Here is a 16,011-nt window from a genome sequence, read left to right as displayed (position 1 = left end):
GGCGCTTGGTCTCGACGCCCGGCGCCGAGCGACGATGGCCCGTTCTGCCTTGCGCCGGCTGCCGCTAAGCGGCCTTGCCCGCGAAGCGCTGCCAAAGCGAGGCCTGCGCATCGGCCGGCGCCTCCTCGTGCTCGGCGCAGGCGAGCCGCAGATGGCGATCGCCGAAGGGCGCATCGACATAGGCACAGTGATGGGGAGCGGCCCCGTCGGCATGGGCGAAGGGATGGAAATAGCGGCAGGTGACGCACATCCGCTGCTGCGGCACGTCGCCATGAAGCTGCAATGCCCGGATGACCTTGACCAGGCAGCGCAGCAGGTCCGCCTGCTCCCGCGGTTCGAGCGTGTCGACCGCCTGCGCCAGGAAATCCGGCCAGTCGCGTGTGCGATCGGCAAGGTCCTCCCCGGCCGCGGTCAGAAGCAGCGCGATCGAGCGCCTGTCCGGCCCCGGAGCCTTCACCGCGAGCCCCTTCTGGACCAGGGAGGTGACGGCTTCGCTGGCGGTCGGCGCGGAGATGCCGAGCATGCCGGCGAGCTCCGCCAGCCGCATGCCATCGGGCGCTTCCCGCAGCAGGCCGAGCGCCTGGCCCTGGGTTGGCGTCACCCCTGCCGCCCCCGCGCCTTTCCAGGCGTGGCTGCGCAAGACCCCGCCGATCTTCGCCAGCCCAGCCGTCACCCGCCGCGCGATCGGCTCGCTTATCGCATCGAAAATCGCGGCCAAGATTCGGACTCCTAACTTATCATTGACGGGCGCAATCGATAGAATTAGCACTCCTAATATTTCATGTCGATCTATCACCGGGCATGAGCGGGAGAGCCCCATGAACGGCATCGGCTTCCATTCGCCGCGACCTTGCGCCTCCCACGCCTGCAACGTCGACAGCGGCTGATCTCAGCCTGCACGCCCCGGGCGCAGTGACGGCCCGACCTCCCACCCAGGCGAGACCGATATAGGAGACCCCATGAGCCCCCAATCGCAGGTTGCGCCGGACTGGGAGATCGAGCGCTGGTTCAACACGCCGCGCTCGGTCGATCTTGCATCCCTTCGCGGCAGGGTCGTCGTCGCCGGCGCCTTTCAGATGCTCTGCCCCGGCTGCGTCTCGCATCTTCTGCCGCAATTGGCGCAGGTCCACCGGATCTTCCCTAACAAGCATGTGCAGGTGATCGGTCTCCACACGGTCTTCGAGCATCACGCGGCGATGCGGCCGGTTTCGCTCGAAGCCTTTCTCCATGAATACCGGGTCGCCTACCCTGTCGGCGTCGACCGCGCGACGGGACCGGACGATCCCCTGCCCATCACCATGCAGCGCTACCGGATGCAGGGCACCCCGACGCTGCTTCTCATCGACAGGGCCGGCCGCTTGCGCCGCCAGGTCTTCGGCCATTTGCCCGATCTGCAGCTCGGCGCCGAAATCGCAGCCCTGATCGGCGAGACCCCGGAGACCTCGCTCGTCGCGGATCCGAACGGCGCCGAGAAGGACGGCTGCTCCGAGACCGCCTGCAGCCCCCGCTGACCGGGGCGCAAGCCAGCCGCGCGACAGCCTGCCCAGGCGGCAGAGAATCTGCGTCCATTCTGTCGCAGCGATCCTGCCGGCCTATCGCAGTTCCACGACCCGGACCTGCCGGCTGGGCCTCGGGGCCGATATCAGCGGCCTTCCAGACGCTGCTTTGCCGGAGGGCTCGCTCTTGCGCCATCTGAAACCTGCTAGCGGGCCATGCCCCGGATTCGACCAATCCTCCCATGCGAGGCGCCTTGGATGACCCGTCCTCTGCTGCCCGTCGCCTCGCCCTTTGAACTCGCCTTCGAATTCGGCCGGGGAAGCTGGCTCTATTCGCAGAGCGGCGAGCGCTATCTCGACTTCGCCTCCGGCATCGCCGTCAATGCGCTCGGTCACGGCCATCCGCGCCTGATCAGGGCGCTCAAGACCCAGGCCGGCAAGCTCTGGCATACCTCGAACCTGGTCCGGGTGCCCGAGGCCGAAAGGCTGGCGCAGCGGCTGACCGAGGCGAGCTTCGCGGATGTCGTCTTCTTCGCCAACTCCGGCGGCGAGGCCAATGAGGCCGCGGTCAAGATGGCCCGGAAACATCATTCGGCGACAGGCCGGCCCGAGCGCTACCGCGTCGTGACCTTCGACGGCGCCTTTCATGGCCGCTCGCTGGCGATGATCGCCGCCACCGGCTATGCGAAATATCTTGAGGGTTTCGGCCCCAAGGTCGACGGCTTCGATCAGGCCGTGCTGGGCGACTGGCAGGGGCTCGACGCGCTGCTGTCGGCGCAGACCGCGGCGATCATGCTCGAGCCCGTGCAGGGCGAAGGCGGCTTGCGCACGGTCGAACCGGAGATCTTGATCCGGCTGCGCCAGATCTGCGACGAACGCGGCCTGTTGCTCATCCTGGACGAGGTCCAATCCGGCGTCGGCCGAACCGGCAAGCTCTTCGCTCATGAATGGAGCGGCATAAAGCCCGACATCGTCACACTGGCCAAGGGGATCGGTGGCGGCTTCCCGATGGGCGCTTGCCTGGCCACGCGCGAGGCGGCCAAAGGCATGCTGCCGGGATCGCATGGCACGACCTTCGGCGGCAACCCGCTAGCCATGGCCGTCGGCAACGCCGTGCTGGACATCGTTCTCGACGATGGGTTCTTCGAGCATGTCCTGGAGATGGCCGAGCTGTTCCGCGAACTCCTGGTTGGGATCCAGCGGCAGCACGGCGAGTTGATCTGCGATGTGCGCGGCGCCGGACTCCTGCAGGGATTGCGCTTGCATGGCGATCCGCTCGAACTCGTGCACGCCTTGCATGCCGAGCGGATGCTGTCGGTTCCCGCACGCGACGGTGTGGTCCGGTTTGCGCCGCCACTGACAGTCCGCCCGCGTGAGATCAAGGAAGCGGCCCGCCGCATCCAGGCCGCCTGCACGGCACTGCGCGCCAAATCCGGTTCCCGCCAGTCCAGGCCCGGCAAGCCGGCGGCTGCGCCGTCTTCGGCCACGCTCGGTCTGCGCCCTTGAAGTTCTGAAGCCCGGCCGGCCATTCGGCCGGCCGGCAGCTGGCGTGCTGACAACTCAGCCAATGATCAGTCCCGGACCACTTTCCGAAACGCGTCTTCAGGACGCGCCCGTCAAACGGCGCGACCAATCCTCGACCTGCCGGGTTGCCAGTCGCCTTTTGGCGTAGCCGCGCCAGCCTTCGGGGAGATGCGCGAGCTCGGACATTGCCGCGAGCTCGTCGATATTCATGGTGTCGACATAGAGGGTTCGCCAGATCCTGCGCAGCGTCCAGTCCGGCGAGAGCCTGTCGATGAGGCGAAGCTCGTCGCCCTTCTCGATATGACCGGTTTCGATCACCCGATAGTACCAGCCGGTCAATCCGGTACGCTGGACGCGCACCGCCATGTCCGGAACCTCGAACCTGGCGTTCAGCTTCCAGCAGGGCTGGCGGCCCTGGCTGACCTGGATGACGATCTTCCCCAGCCGGAAGGTATCGCCGACCGCGACCATGTCCTCGGTCAGCCCTCTGGTCGTGAGATTCTCGCCGAAAGCACCGGGAGCGGCCAGGACGCGTTTCGGACCGATCTCCCTCCGCCAGGTGGCGTAGTGCTCGAAAGCATAGTGATGCAGTGCCTTTTCAGGCCCGCCATGATGTTTGCGGTCGCCCTGCTCGTCATTGACGAGCCCCTCTATGCCGACATGGATCTTGCCGCTGACCGGCGTCTTGTCGATACCGCTTGGTTTCCCTTGCGGCCCCAGCGGCGCAACCGGACCTGCCAGGACATCGTCGATCAGGAGCATCGCAATCCCATTGAATGAAGAGGGGCGGAACGCAGGCGTTCCACCCAGCGCTTCCGGGGTTGATTGATGGAGGCCGGGCCTGGATTTGAACCAGGGTTTGCGGATATGCAGTCCGCCGCGTCGCCACTCCGCCACCCGGCCGGGAGGCATTGCCAGATCCTGAATAGCAGCCGAGCCGGCTCCTGTTACCAGCCGGATCGAGGTTTTCAGGCAGGCCGGAACACTTGCGCCACCATGGCCGGTCCGGCCCTTCTCGCAGCCCGCCCGACTCCCGTAACGAGACCGGCAGCCGACCGCTGCATGCAGCCTAGCACGGTCGTTATGCCTTGCAGCAGGCCTGTTGCGGCTATGATCGAATTTCCTGGCCGGCGGGTGCGTTCAGAGGTCCCGCTCTACGATTTCCGGCGGGACAGGACCGTCGGCAGATCCTTGTCGCCCCGGCCGGACAGACCCAGGACGACGATCTGGTCTTTCGGCCGCGATCCCGCGATCTCCGGCAGGCGCGCCAGCGCGTGCGCGGCCTCCAGCGCCGGGATGATGCCCTCGAGTCGCGAACACAGCTCGAAGGCTTCGACCGCTTCCTCATCGCTGGCCGCGAGATAGGTGATCCGGCCGATATCGTGCAGCCAGGCATGCTCGGGGCCGATGCCCGGATAATCCAGCCCCGCCGAAAGCGAATGGGCGTCCTGGATCTGGCCATCCTCATCCATCAGCAGATAGGTGCGATTGCCATGCAGCACGCCGGGGCGCCCGCCGGCGATGGCGGCGGCATGGGCCCGGTCGAGTCCGAGCCCGGCCGCCTCGACCCCGAAGATCTCGACTGCGACATCGTCCAGGAAGGGATGGAACAGCCCCATCGCGTTCGAACCGCCGCCGATGCAGGCGAGCAGCGCGTCCGGCAGGCGGCCTTCGCGCTCGATCACCTGCCGGCGCGTCTCCTCGCCGATGACCGACTGGAAGTCACGGACCATCATCGGATAGGGGTGCGGTCCGGCCACCGTGCCGATGCAGTAGAAGGTGTCGCCGACATTCGTCACCCAGTCGCGCAGGGCTTCGTTCATCGCATCCTTGAGCGTCGCCGAACCCGATTGAACCGGGCGAATCTCCGCGCCGAGCATGCGCATCCGGGCGACATTCGCTTCCTGGCGCCCGACATCGACCGCGCCCATATAGACCACGCAGTCGAGCCCGAACCGGGCACAGAGCGTCGCCGCAGCGACGCCATGCATCCCCGCCCCGGTCTCGGCAATGATGCGTCTTTTGCCCATGCGCCGGGCCAGCATGATCTGCCCGAGCACATTGTTGACCTTGTGCGCCCCGGTATGATTCAGGTCCTCGCGCTTGAAATAGATCCGGGCGCCGCCGAGATGCGCGCTCAGATTCTCGGCATGGTAGAGCGGCGAGGGCCGGCCGACGAAGCTCTTGAGGTGCCCCTGCATCTCGGCCAGGAAGTCCGCATCGCCGCGCGCCTGCTCATAGGCGTCCTGGAGGGTGTGGATCAGCGGCATCAGCGTCTCGGAGACGAAGCGCCCGCCATAGATCCCGAAGCGCCCGTTCTCGTCGGGCCCGTTGCGCAGCGAGTTCAGCCCTGCCGCGTTCATTGCAGCAGAAGCCGCCGGGCCGTCGCCAGCGCCTCGATCAGGGCGTCGACCTCGTCTTTGGTGCTGTAGAGCCCGAATGAGGCACGGCAGGACGAGGTCGCCCCGAACCTGGCGAGGAGCGGCGAGGCGCAATGGGTTCCGGCGCGCACCGCGACGCCCGCCCGGTCGAGGATCGTCGCGACGTCATGCGCATGCGCGCCCTCGAGATTGAAGGCGACGATCGAGCCCTTCCCGGCGGCACGACCGTAGAAGGCAACACCGCCGAACGCCTCCAGCCGGGCCTGGGCATAGTCCGTCAATGTCGCCTCATGGGCGTGAATGGCCTCGCGCCCAAGCCGCTCGACATAGTCGAGCGCCGCCGCGAGCCCGGCCGCCTCGATGATCGGCGGCGTGCCCGCCTCGAAGCGATGCGGCGGATGATTGTAGGTCACCATCTCCTTGGTGACGGTCTCGACCATCTCGCCGCCGCCCTCGAAGGGCGGCAGCCGCTCGAGCCATTCCATCCGTCCATAGAGCACGCCGATGCCGGTCGGCCCGTAGATCTTGTGGCCGGTGAAGCAGTAGAAGTCGGCGCCGAGCGCCTGCACGTCGAGCGGCAGGTGAACCGCTCCCTGGGCGCCGTCGACGACGAGCGGAATACTACGGGCGCGGCAGAGCTCCGCGATGCGCCGGATCGGCGCGACCGTACCGAGCACATTCGACATATGGGTGAGCGAGACCAGCTTCGTACGCGACGACAGCAGCTCTTCCAGCGCTTCGACGTCGAGTGCGCCGGCCTCGTCGACCGGGGCCCAGCGGATCACGGCGCCATGACGCTCGCGCCAGAAATGCCAGGGCACGATATTGGAATGATGCTCCATCTCGGAGAGCACGATCTCGTCGCCCGCGCCGATCTCGAGATGGCGCCCCAGCGAGGAGGCGACGAGATTGAGCGCTCCGGTGACGGAGCGGGTGAAGATCACCTCCTGCGCGGACGACGCGTTGATGAAGCGCCGCGCGGTTTCGCGGGCGCCCTCGTAGACCTCGGTCGCGCGATTGGCCAGGAAATGCAGGCCGCGATGGACATTGGCGTAGTCGTTCTCGATCAGGGCGAGCATCGCCTGCGTCACCTCGCGCGGCTTTTGCGCCGAGGCGGCCGTGTCCAGATAGACGAGCGGGCGCCCATAGACCTGCCGGGCAAGGATCGGGAAATCGGCCCGCACGGCCGCGACGTCATAGGATGGGGTCGGCTGGTTCATCGCTTCGCGGGACCTGTCTTCGCGCCAAGGGATCGACGAGGAAGCGCTCGCCCCGGCGGACGGCGGCGCGAGGTTGCGAGGAGGTTAGGAGCCCCGTGGCCCCGGACGGAGAACCGGTTTTGCGAAAACCGCTAGGCCGCTCCCCGTACCCCTGATCGGCGCCGGGATGGCTGGCGCGGCATCATGCGGCGGCGCCGACGATCGCGGCCACCCGCTCCGCATCGCCCTCGCTCATATAGGGGTTCATCGGCAAGGACAGGACCTGGCTGCACAGGGCCTCGCTGTTGGGCAGGGCCGGCGGGCCGCCGCTGATCGCGTCCTGATGGATCCGGGCATAGGCCAGTTGGTGGTGCATCGGCTTCGGATAATAGACGCCGAACCCGATGCCCTGCGCCGACAGCGCCGCCTGGACAGTGGCACGGACCGCGATATCGGGCAGGCGGATGGTTTAGAGCCCATAGGCGTTCACCGCCCCGGGCTGAGCCCGCTGCAGGCCGACCCTGCCTTCCAGGATCGCATCGTAGACGGCGGCGATCCGCCGGCGCTCGGCGAGCTCCGCTTCGAGCAGCGCCATCTTGGCCGAGAGGATGGTCGCCTGGATCGTGTCGATCCGCCCGTTGACCCCGATGCGCTCGACCTCGTAACGGGCCCGCTCGCCATGACTGCGGATCTTCCGGTAGGTTTCGGCCCGCGCCCCGTCATCGGTGAGGAGCGCGCCGGCATCGCCGAACGCCCCGAGCGTCTTGGTCGGAAAGAATGACAGGGTGGTCGCATGGCCATGGCGGCCGATCCTGCGTCCGTCGAGCTCGGCCCCGAAGGACTGCGCGGCATCGTCGAGCGCGAGCATCCCCTCGCGGGCGCAGATCGCCTCGATCGCCGGCCAGTCGGCCGGGAGCCCGAACAGGTCGGCTCCGATCACGGCGCGCGGGCGAAGACGCCCATCCTGCTTGACCAGCGCGATCCGTCGTTCGAGATCGGCGACACTGAGGTTGAATGTGTCCGTATCCACATCGGCGAAGACCGGGGTCGCTCCCAGCAGGAGCGGCACTTCCGCCGTCGCGGTATAGGTGAAGGCCGGAAGGAACACCGCATCGCCCGGCCCGATCGCTTCCGCCATCAGGGCGATCTGCAGGGCATGGGTCCCCGAGGAAACCCCGACCGCATGGGCACAGCCGGCGAATTCCGTGAGCTTGGCCTCGAATTCGCGTACCTGCGGGCCGTTGATGAACACCCCGGAATCGATCACATCGGCGATGCGTCGGTCGATCTCAGGCCGCAGCAGAGAGAGCTGCTTTTTCACATCGAACAGGGGAATGCCGTGCATGGCGTTCAGATCCGTGGCTGAGGGGGTGGCGGTCGGCGAGGCCGTCGCGGCGCGCGGCTCCGATCCGGCTGGGATGTGTGCCGAGGCGTCGCCCTCGGCCTTCGCGCCGCTAATCGACATGGACCCGCCGATAGCGTGATCCGAGGCTGGTCAGGATCTCGTAATTGATCGTGCCGGCATCGCCGGCCATTCCCTCGACCGTTTGGTGGGGGCCGATGATCTCGACATAGTCGCCGGGTCCGATCCGGCCCGCCGGTACGTCGGTGGCGTCGACGGTCAGGCAGTCCATCGAGACGCGCCCGATGACGGGCAGACGGTGGACGCCGAGCCAGACCGCGCCGCGGTCGCTGGCGAAGCGCAGAAACCCGTCGGCATAGCCCACCGAAACCGTCGCGACGCGGGTCTCGCGGCGCGCCCGGAAGGCCCAGCCATAGCCGACCATCGTGCCGGGCGCGATCGAGCGGAGCTGCACGATCCGCCCGTATACGGCGATCGCGGGATCGAGCCGCGGCATCCTGGGAGACGCGACCAGGCCGTAGAGGGCGGCGCCCGGCCGGCAAAGCTCGAAATGATAGGCCGGGCTGAGGAAGATCCCCGCCGAGTTCGCCAGCGAGCGCGGCATGGCCGGGAATTGCGCGGCCGCCGCCTTGAAGGCCGCCAGCTGCAGGGCATTGCCGGGATGCTCCGGCTCGTCCGCCACCGCAAGATGGCTCATGACCAGCGCCAGGCCGAGCCGCTCGACCAGTTGGCGATCTGCCGCAAGGGCCTGCCATTCCTCCGGGGGCAGGCCCATGCGCGACATGCCGCTGTCGAGCTGCAGGACGGCACCGCTGCCATTCCCGGATACGGCGCCATGGCCTGCCCAGGCCCTCGCCTGGGCGAGGCTGTTGAGGACCGGGCGGATGCCGGCCGCTGCACAGGCGGCCTCCTGGCCCGGCATGAGGCCGTTCAGCACATGGATCACGGCGTCGCCGGGAAGCAGGAGCTTCAGCGCCAGCGCCTCGGCCAGCACCGCGACGAAGAACTCGCGGCACCCCGCCTCGTACAATGCCGGCGCGATCCGCCCGATGCCGAGCCCATAGGCATCGGCCTTGAGCACCGCCCCGCAGCGCGCGGGCGCGATGCGATCGGTGATCGCGCGATAATTGGCCCGGATCGCCGCAAGCGAGATCCGGACCATGCCGCGGCCGTCATCAGCCTGATGACCGGGCTCGCCGGCAGCGCTTCCGACCTCGGTGGCGGACAGGGCGATCATCGGCTCAGGCGAGCGCCGCTGCCGGGACCGGTCGGCCGGGCACCCCGTCGAGGCGGACCGTCTCATAAGCCCAATCGAGCCAGGGCAGCACCGCCTTCATATCGGCGTTCTCGACCGTCGCCCCGCCCCAGAGCCTCAGCCCGGGTGGCGCCGCGCGGTAGGCGCCGATATCGTAAGCCACCCCCTCCCGATCGAGCAGCCCGACCATCCTCGACACGAAGCGTCCCTGCTCGGCCGCGTCGAGCGCCCGCACTTCCGGCGCAACGATCTGGAGACAGAGCGCGGTGCAGGACCGCGTCTCGGCGCTCTGCGCCAGGAACCCGGCCCATGCGCTACGCTGCACCCAATCCGAGACGATGGCGAGATTGCCCTCGCAGCGCCTGATCAGCGCGGGCAGCCCACCGAGCGCCTCGGCCCAGGCCAGCCCGTCGATCGCATCCTCCACCGCCAGCAGGGAGGGCGTATTGATGGTCTCGCCTTCAAAGATCGTCTCGATCAGCCTGCCGCCCTTGGTCATGCGGAAAAGCTTGGGCATCGGCCAGGGCGGCACATGGCTCTCGAGCCGCTCGACCGCACGCGGGCCGAGCACCAGCATGCCATGGGCGCCTTCGCCGCCGAGCACCTTCTGCCAGGACCAGGTGACGACATCGAGCTTGCGCCAGGGTAGGTCCATGGCGAAAGCGGCCGAGGTCGCATCGCAGATCGTCAGCCCGGCGCGATCATCGGCGATCCAGTCGCCATTCGGCACGCGCACGCCCGAGGTCGTGCCGTTCCAGGTGAGGACGACGTCGCGCGCGGCATCGACCTGCGCGAGATCGGGCAACGCGCCATAGGCGGCGGTCATCACGCGGGTGTCCGCGATCCGAAGCTGCGTGGTGATGTCGCTCACCCATTCCTGCCCGAAGCTCTCCCAGGCGAGGACATCGACGCCGCGCGGCCCGAGCAGCGACCACAGCGCCATCTCGACCGCACCGGTATCCGAGGCGGGAACGATGGCGATGCGATAATCCTCCGGCACGCCCAGAATGGCGCGCGTCCGGCCGATCACCTCGGCGAGCTTGGCCTTACCGGGCACCGATCGATGCGAGCGGCCGATGAGGGCCTCGCTCAACACCGCCGGCCCCCAGCCATGGCGCTTGGCGGAGGGGCCCGACGAGAAATGCGGATTGCGCGGACGTTCGGTCGGCTTGATCGGCTGATTGGACACGTGTCTGCCTTTTGAGCGGCTCGGGCGGCGCGGAGCGCCGCTGCCGCCCGGCGATCTGCCGACCGGGCCGCGGGCTCATGGGAGAAGCCGAGATTCGACTGGGCGCCGGGCGGATTGAAGCGCCGGATCACAACGCGGCGCTGGGCCGGTTCGGTGCCGGAGCCGAGGCGGCCCGCAAAACCGGCTCCTCGCATTTCTGCAAACCGGACCTGTCTGCCGGGCCACTGCGCTCCTAGCCATCGAGCGTGTTCCTCCGGAGATGGAGCCTGTTCAGCTTGACTGCGACCCGTCCGCCGCCTCTGCCGGTCCTCACGCGCCCGGCCCGGTCACCCCGCTCCCGATCGCGAGGCGCGCCCGGGCCGGACGGCTCCGCCGCATCGCAAACCGCGGGCAGGCGCGCTCCGGAAATGCCCGGCCAGCTCGCGCAGGAACTGGACAAGCTCGGTTTCGTGCGCATGTCCAGCGCCCGCATGCGCGCCTCGCTCGGCTTGGGACCGCTGTCCGAATGGTCGCGCCTGAGAGCGAGCTGGGAGCTTCTACCCACCGAGGAAGGCATCGCCGCCAATGGCGGCTCTGCGCGGCGACGTGGCGCGGTCTTCCTCATCGGCCAGAATTTCATCTGGCGCCGGACGCCGAGATCGCAATCTCAGGATGGCGAGCGCTTGCGGTTCCCGAGTGAGATCGGAACCGGGGTGGCGCCGATGGCGGCCGATGCCACCAGCGGTGCGCTGATCAACGCACTCCTGCAGCTCGCGCGAACGACTTTCAGCGTCGCCGACGCCGCCAGCCTCTGGCATGTCGCAATGCATCAGCTCCGCGTCGAAACCGGGCCGGACAGGACCAGCACTTCGCTCCGGGCCCTGCATTGCCAGGCCCACGAGCGGATCGTCGTGCTCGCCGTCAAACGCTCCGGCATAGCCGGCGGCATGGCGCAGCTTGTCGCGCCAGGCGGCACCAGGATCGCCGCCCTGTCCCTCGGGCGGCCCCTCGAAGCCCTCATTCTCGACCCCCGCCGCGTCAGGCTCGGCATCACGCCGATCCTCCCGCGCAAGGGGGCGCTGGCCGGCCACTGGGACATCCTCCTCATGACGTTCAGAAAGACCACCGAATGGAATTCCTGATCCTGCGCACCCCGCAGCCAAGGCCGCTCGCCCGACTGTTCGATTGCCTCGAGGAACGCCTTTCGTGAGTATCGTCGCCTCCATCCGCAGCAGCCTCGTTCCGGTCCATCGCGCCGGCTACCCCTTCATCGCCATCGGCCTGATCCTCACCATCGCCGCCGGTTTCGTCTCGAGCGCCCTCGCCTGGATCGCCGCCATCATCACCGGCTGGGTCATCCACTTCTTCCGCGATCCCCCGCGCACGACGCCGCAATCGGCCGAGCTGATCGTCTCTCCCGCAGATGGCCGCGTCAGCATGATCGTCGAGGTCCTGCCACCGCCCGAACTCCAGCTTCCGGCGCAACCGATGCTGCGGGTCTCCGTGTTCATGAGCATTTTCGACTGCCATGTGAATCGCATGCCGATCGCCGGACGGGTCAGCCGCATCGCCTATACGCCGGGCCGTTTCGTCAACGCCGATCTCGACAAGGCGAGCGAGCATAATGAACGCAATGCCCTGGCGATCTCCTCGGCCCACGGCCCGATCGCCGTCGTCCAGATCGCCGGCCTGATCGCGCGCCGCATCGTCCACTGGGTCGCGCCGGACGACGAACTCGCCGTCGGCGAGCGCTTCGGCCTGATCCGCTTCGGCTCGAGGCTCGACGTCTATATGCCCGTCGGCAGCGATGTGCTCGTCGCGGTCGGCCAGCGCGCCGTCGCCGGCGAGACCCCGCTCGCGGATCTGAGCGCCGCCAAAACGCAGCGCGTGTTCCGGACCACCTGACCCCGCCCGCCTTCGAGGCCGCCAGCCGGCGGCAACGCCGAGAGCCGGCCCAGCCGCCTTCGCGAACCCGGCACGCCCTGCAGCACCTGGCGTGCTCTATAGCATCGGACCGAAAAGTGGAATCCACTTTTCGGGAAACTCCGATGCAATAACAACGAGATAGATCACCGTGACCGCGTCCGAACGGACGCGCGGCGATCTAGCGCTGGGCCCGAACCCGCAAGCGCGCATCCCGATCGTGAAGGACCTGTCGATGGCCGCAGCGCCCAGGAGAGTTCCAGCCACGCTGAAGACCGCGATCGTCATCCGGCATCTCGATTTCGAGGATCTCGGCACCTTCGAGGCGGTGCTGACGGCACGCGGCTATCGCATCCATTACTACGACCTCGACGTGAACGAGCTTTGGACGCTCGACCCGCTCCTGCCCGAGCTGCTCGTGGTCCTCGGCGGCCCGGTCGGCGTCTACGAGGACGAGACCTACCCTTTCCTCAGGCAGGAGCGGCGGATTCTCGCCGCACGCCTGGCGTCGAACCTGCCGACCCTGGGCATCTGCCTCGGCGCCCAGCAGATCGCCGCGACGCTCGGCGCAAAGGTGGCGCCGAGCGGCGTCAAGGAGATCGGCTTCTCGGAGCTGATCCTGACGGCGGCCGGCCGCGCCGGCCCGCTGCGCCATCTCGACGGTGTCCCGGTGCTGCACTGGCACGGCGACGCATTCGAAATCCCCGAGGGCGCGGACAATCTCGCCGCGACGCCGCTCTGCGCGACGCAGGGCTTCGCGCTTGGCCGCAATGTCCTCGGCCTGCAATTCCATCCCGAGGTCAATGCCTGCGCCGGAATCGAGCGCTGGCTGGTCGGCCATGCCGTCGAGCTGGCGGCGGCCGGGATCGCTCCCCGAAATCTGCGTGCGGATGCCGAGCGTTTCGGCCCGGCTCTGCGCGAGGCCGCCCGGCAGATGCTGGCGGATTGGCTCGAAGGACTGTCTGAATGAACGATCTACCCGATCCCGCGCTTTCGGCTGCGCTGGCCGAAGAAGCTGAGCGTCAACACCGCCATATCGAATTGATCGCCTCGGAGAACATCGTCAGCCGGGCGGTCCGCGCCGCCCAGGGCTCGCTCCTGACCAACAAATATGCCGAGGGCTATCCGGGCCGCCGCTATTACGGCGGCTGCGAAGCGGTCGACAAGGTCGAGCAGCTGGCGATCGAGCGGATCTGCGAGCTGTTCGGCGCGGCCTTCGCCAATGTCCAGCCGCATTCCGGCGCCAACGCCAACATCGCCGTTCTCTTCGCGCTGCTGAAGCCGGGCGACAGGATCATGGGCCTGGACCTGTCCTGCGGCGGCCATCTCACCCATGGCTCGCCGGTCAGCCTGTCCGGCCGCTGGTTCGAGGTCGTGCCCTATGCAGTGCGCAGGGACGATGAGCTCATCGACTATGAGGAGATGGCGCGCATCGCCAGGGAGAGCCGGCCGCGCCTGATCTTCGCCGGCGGCTCCGCCTATCCGCGCGCCATCGATTTTGCCCGGATGCGCGCCATCGCCGACGAGGTCGGCGCCTATCTCGTCGCCGATGTCGCGCATTATGCCGGGCTGATCGCGACCGGGCTCTATCCCGATCCGGTTCCGCACGCGCATGTCGTGACCTCGACCACGCACAAGACGCTGCGCGGGCCGCGCGGCGGGCTCGTCCTGACCAATGATGCCGAGATCGCCAGGAAGATCGACAAGGCCGTCTTCCCGGGCACGCAGGGCGGTCCCCTCATGCATGTCATCGCCGGCAAGGCCGCGGCATTTCACGAAGCTCTGCAGCCCTCCTTCGCGGATTACTCCGGGGCTGTCGTCGAGAATGCCCGGGCCCTCGCCGAGACGCTCAGCGCCGGCGGGCTGCGGCTCGTCACCGGCGGCACCGACTGCCATCTGCTCCTGGTCGACCTCCAGCCCTTCGGCATTTCCGGCAAGGTCGCCGTCGAGGCTCTGGAGCGGTTCGGCCTGACCGCCAACAAGAACACCGTGCCCTACGACCCCCAGCCGCCGACCATCACCTCCGGCATCCGCTTCGGCACGCCCGCCGGAACCTCGCGCGGCTTCGACGCCGAGACCTTCCGCGCAGTCGGCGAGCTCATCCTCGCCGTCCTGCGCGGCGCGCGCGGCGAAACCCTCGACGAGCCCGCGATCAGGGCGGAGATCCGGCGTCTGACCGACGCCCATCCCGTCACGGCCTGACCTGAAGCCGATGGCGGCCGGAACGCCGCCGCGCCTGCCGGAGACGCAATGCCTTCACACCGGTCGCTGCGGTCGCAGGCACCGGAGCACCGGCACAACCAAGCGGAGCCCGCCGCGTCATGACGGGCGCCGCCAAGCATATGGCGAGACGATGGATTTCGATTACTCCCGCTTCTTCAGCGGCGCGCTGGACAGCCTGAAACGCGAAAGGCGCTATCGCGTCTTCGCCAATCTCGAGCGCCTGCCCGGCAACCCGATCCGCGCCTATGACCACCGCGTCCAGCGGCCGGTGACGATCTGGTGCTCGAACGACTATCTCGGGATGAGCGTTCATCCGGCCGTGCTCGACGCGGCCCGCAATGCCCTGTCGAGCTTCGGGGCCGGTGCGGGCGGCACGCGCAACATCTCCGGCACCAGCCATGAGCATGTCCGGCTGGAGGAAGACCTGGCCGATCTCCACGCCAAGGAAGCCGCCCTCGTCTTCACCTCGGGCTATGCCGCCAATGACGCCGCCCTCTCGACGCTCGGCAAGCTGCTGCCGGATTGCGTGGTCCTCTCGGACACGCTGAACCATGCCTCGATGATCGAGGGCATCCGCCGTTCCGGCGTCGCCAAGAAGCTGTTCCGCCACAATGACGTCGAGGATCTCGAGCGCAAGCTGAAGGCGATCGAGCCCGGCCGGCCGAAGCTGATCTGCTTCGAGAGCTGCTATTCCATGGATGGCGACTTCGCGCCCATGGCGGCGATCTGCGATCTCGCCGAGCGCTACAACGCCCTGACCTATCTCGACGAGGTTCACAGCGTCGGCCTCTACGGCCCCCGTGGCGGGGGTATCGCCGAGGCGGAAAGCCTGATGAGTCGGATCGACATCGTCCAGGGCACGCTCAGCAAGGGTTTTGGCGCGATCGGCGGCTATATCGCCGGCAGGATGGAGGTCGTCGATTTCGTCCGCAGCCATGCGCCCGGCTTCATCTTCTCGACGGCGCTGCCGCCGGCGACAGTCGCCGGTGTCCGCGCCGCGATCGGGCATCTGAAGTCCAGCTCCGTCGAGCGCGAGACGCTTCACCGCCGGGTGCGTTCGGTCAAGGCCGGGCTGGAGGCATTGGAGCTCCCCGTCCTGCCGAGCCCGAGCCATATCCTGCCGGTCATGATCGGCGATGCCGGCCTCGCCAAGCACCTGACCGACGAATTGATGGAGCAGCACGGGATCTATGTGCAGCCGATCAACTACCCCACCGTTCCACGCGGAACGGAGCGGCTGCGCGTCACACCCAACCCGTTCCACACCGATGAGGACGAGGCCGCCTTCCTGGATGCGCTCTCGCAGGTCTGGCAGCGCAACGATGTCCCGCGCTGGACCCGCAGCCAGATGAGCCGGCTGACGGAGATCGGGGCGGCCTGACCGCCCCGGCCGGATGGCCGGCACGGCTTGGTCGAAGATGCGTCCGGGACGGCGGTGCCCGCGCCCGGGACGGTCGCTCCAAGCGATCGGCGCGCATC

General features: G+C 68.0%; 13 protein-coding genes, 1 tRNA gene and 1 pseudogene. 7 read left to right on the top strand and 8 right to left on the bottom strand.

Going from position 1 to position 16,011, the window contains the following annotated elements:
* Positions 1 to 64: 64 nt before the first annotated feature.
* The gene (locus tag AC3RCC_RS05330; protein ID WP_492257835.1) at positions 65 to 718 is read right to left on the bottom strand and encodes a MarR family winged helix-turn-helix transcriptional regulator; all 654 of its coding nucleotides are present in this window, start codon (positions 716 to 718) and stop codon (positions 65 to 67) included.
* 241 nt (positions 719 to 959) lie between these two features.
* On the opposite strand from AC3RCC_RS05330, the gene AC3RCC_RS05325 reads away from it, so the two are divergent.
* Both AC3RCC_RS05325 and AC3RCC_RS05320 read left to right on the top strand, forming a co-directional pair.
* On the top strand, positions 960 to 1,511 hold the full coding sequence (locus AC3RCC_RS05325; protein ID WP_291638125.1) for a redoxin domain-containing protein: 552 nt from the start codon (positions 960 to 962) through the stop codon (positions 1,509 to 1,511).
* 243 nt (positions 1,512 to 1,754) lie between these two features.
* On the top strand, positions 1,755 to 3,002 hold the full coding sequence (locus AC3RCC_RS05320; RefSeq protein ID WP_492257834.1) for an aspartate aminotransferase family protein: 1,248 nt from the start codon (positions 1,755 to 1,757) through the stop codon (positions 3,000 to 3,002).
* A gap of 96 nt (positions 3,003 to 3,098) precedes the next feature.
* Here AC3RCC_RS05320 and AC3RCC_RS05315 read toward each other — a convergent pair whose 3' ends face one another.
* The 7 genes and pseudogenes from AC3RCC_RS05315 to AC3RCC_RS05285 all read right to left on the bottom strand — a co-directional run bounded on the left by AC3RCC_RS05315 (position 3,099) and on the right by AC3RCC_RS05285 (position 10,407).
* A complete protein-coding gene (locus AC3RCC_RS05315) occupies positions 3,099 to 3,782 on the bottom strand; it encodes an MOSC domain-containing protein (protein WP_492257833.1) in 684 nt (227 codons plus the stop codon).
* Between the two features lie 67 nt (positions 3,783 to 3,849).
* Positions 3,850 to 3,923 (bottom strand) — tRNA-Cys (locus AC3RCC_RS05310).
* A gap of 251 nt (positions 3,924 to 4,174) precedes the next feature.
* A complete protein-coding gene (trpB, locus tag AC3RCC_RS05305; protein ID WP_291649400.1) occupies positions 4,175 to 5,383 on the bottom strand; it encodes a tryptophan synthase subunit beta in 1,209 nt (402 codons plus the stop codon).
* Positions 5,380 to 6,621, bottom strand: coding sequence for a cysteine desulfurase (locus tag AC3RCC_RS05300; protein ID WP_492257832.1), 1,242 nt, complete (start codon positions 6,619 to 6,621; stop codon positions 5,380 to 5,382). Before AC3RCC_RS05300 ends, trpB begins: the two co-directional genes overlap by 4 nt.
* Before the next feature lie 181 nt (positions 6,622 to 6,802).
* Positions 6,803 to 7,945: pseudogene (locus AC3RCC_RS05295) on the bottom strand (DegT/DnrJ/EryC1/StrS family aminotransferase).
* Positions 7,946 to 8,054: 109 nt separating this feature from the next.
* Positions 8,055 to 9,125, bottom strand: coding sequence for an alanine racemase (gene alr / locus AC3RCC_RS05290; RefSeq protein WP_492258751.1), 1,071 nt, complete (start codon positions 9,123 to 9,125; stop codon positions 8,055 to 8,057).
* 79 nt (positions 9,126 to 9,204) lie between these two features.
* Entirely contained in the window at positions 9,205 to 10,407 is a 1,203-nt protein-coding gene (locus AC3RCC_RS05285; RefSeq protein WP_492257831.1) for a phosphoserine transaminase, read from the bottom strand.
* A 407-nt stretch (positions 10,408 to 10,814) separates the two neighbouring features.
* Here AC3RCC_RS05285 and AC3RCC_RS05280 point away from each other — a divergent pair, with 407 nt between their 5' ends.
* The 5 genes from AC3RCC_RS05280 to hemA all read left to right on the top strand — a co-directional run bounded on the left by AC3RCC_RS05280 (position 10,815) and on the right by hemA (position 15,913).
* Complete coding sequence (locus tag AC3RCC_RS05280) at positions 10,815 to 11,528, top strand: 2OG-Fe dioxygenase family protein (protein ID WP_492257830.1); 714 nt, start codon at positions 10,815 to 10,817, stop codon at positions 11,526 to 11,528.
* A 64-nt stretch (positions 11,529 to 11,592) separates the two neighbouring features.
* Entirely contained in the window at positions 11,593 to 12,291 is a 699-nt protein-coding gene (locus AC3RCC_RS05275; RefSeq protein WP_492257829.1) for a phosphatidylserine decarboxylase, read from the top strand.
* Between the two features lie 169 nt (positions 12,292 to 12,460).
* On the top strand, positions 12,461 to 13,279 hold the full coding sequence (locus tag AC3RCC_RS05270) for a glutamine amidotransferase (RefSeq protein WP_492257828.1): 819 nt from the start codon (positions 12,461 to 12,463) through the stop codon (positions 13,277 to 13,279).
* On the top strand, positions 13,276 to 14,511 hold the full coding sequence (gene glyA, locus AC3RCC_RS05265; protein WP_492257827.1) for a serine hydroxymethyltransferase: 1,236 nt from the start codon (positions 13,276 to 13,278) through the stop codon (positions 14,509 to 14,511). Before AC3RCC_RS05270 ends, glyA begins: the two co-directional genes overlap by 4 nt.
* Before the next feature lie 151 nt (positions 14,512 to 14,662).
* On the top strand, positions 14,663 to 15,913 hold the full coding sequence (hemA, locus tag AC3RCC_RS05260) for a 5-aminolevulinate synthase (RefSeq protein ID WP_492257826.1): 1,251 nt from the start codon (positions 14,663 to 14,665) through the stop codon (positions 15,911 to 15,913).
* Positions 15,914 to 16,011 lie beyond the last annotated feature (98 nt).

Source organism: Allobosea sp. GW823-FHT01F03 (assembly GCF_058798075.1).
Note: the sequence above shows the minus strand (reverse complement) of the source record. Positions and strands in the feature narration are given on the sequence as shown.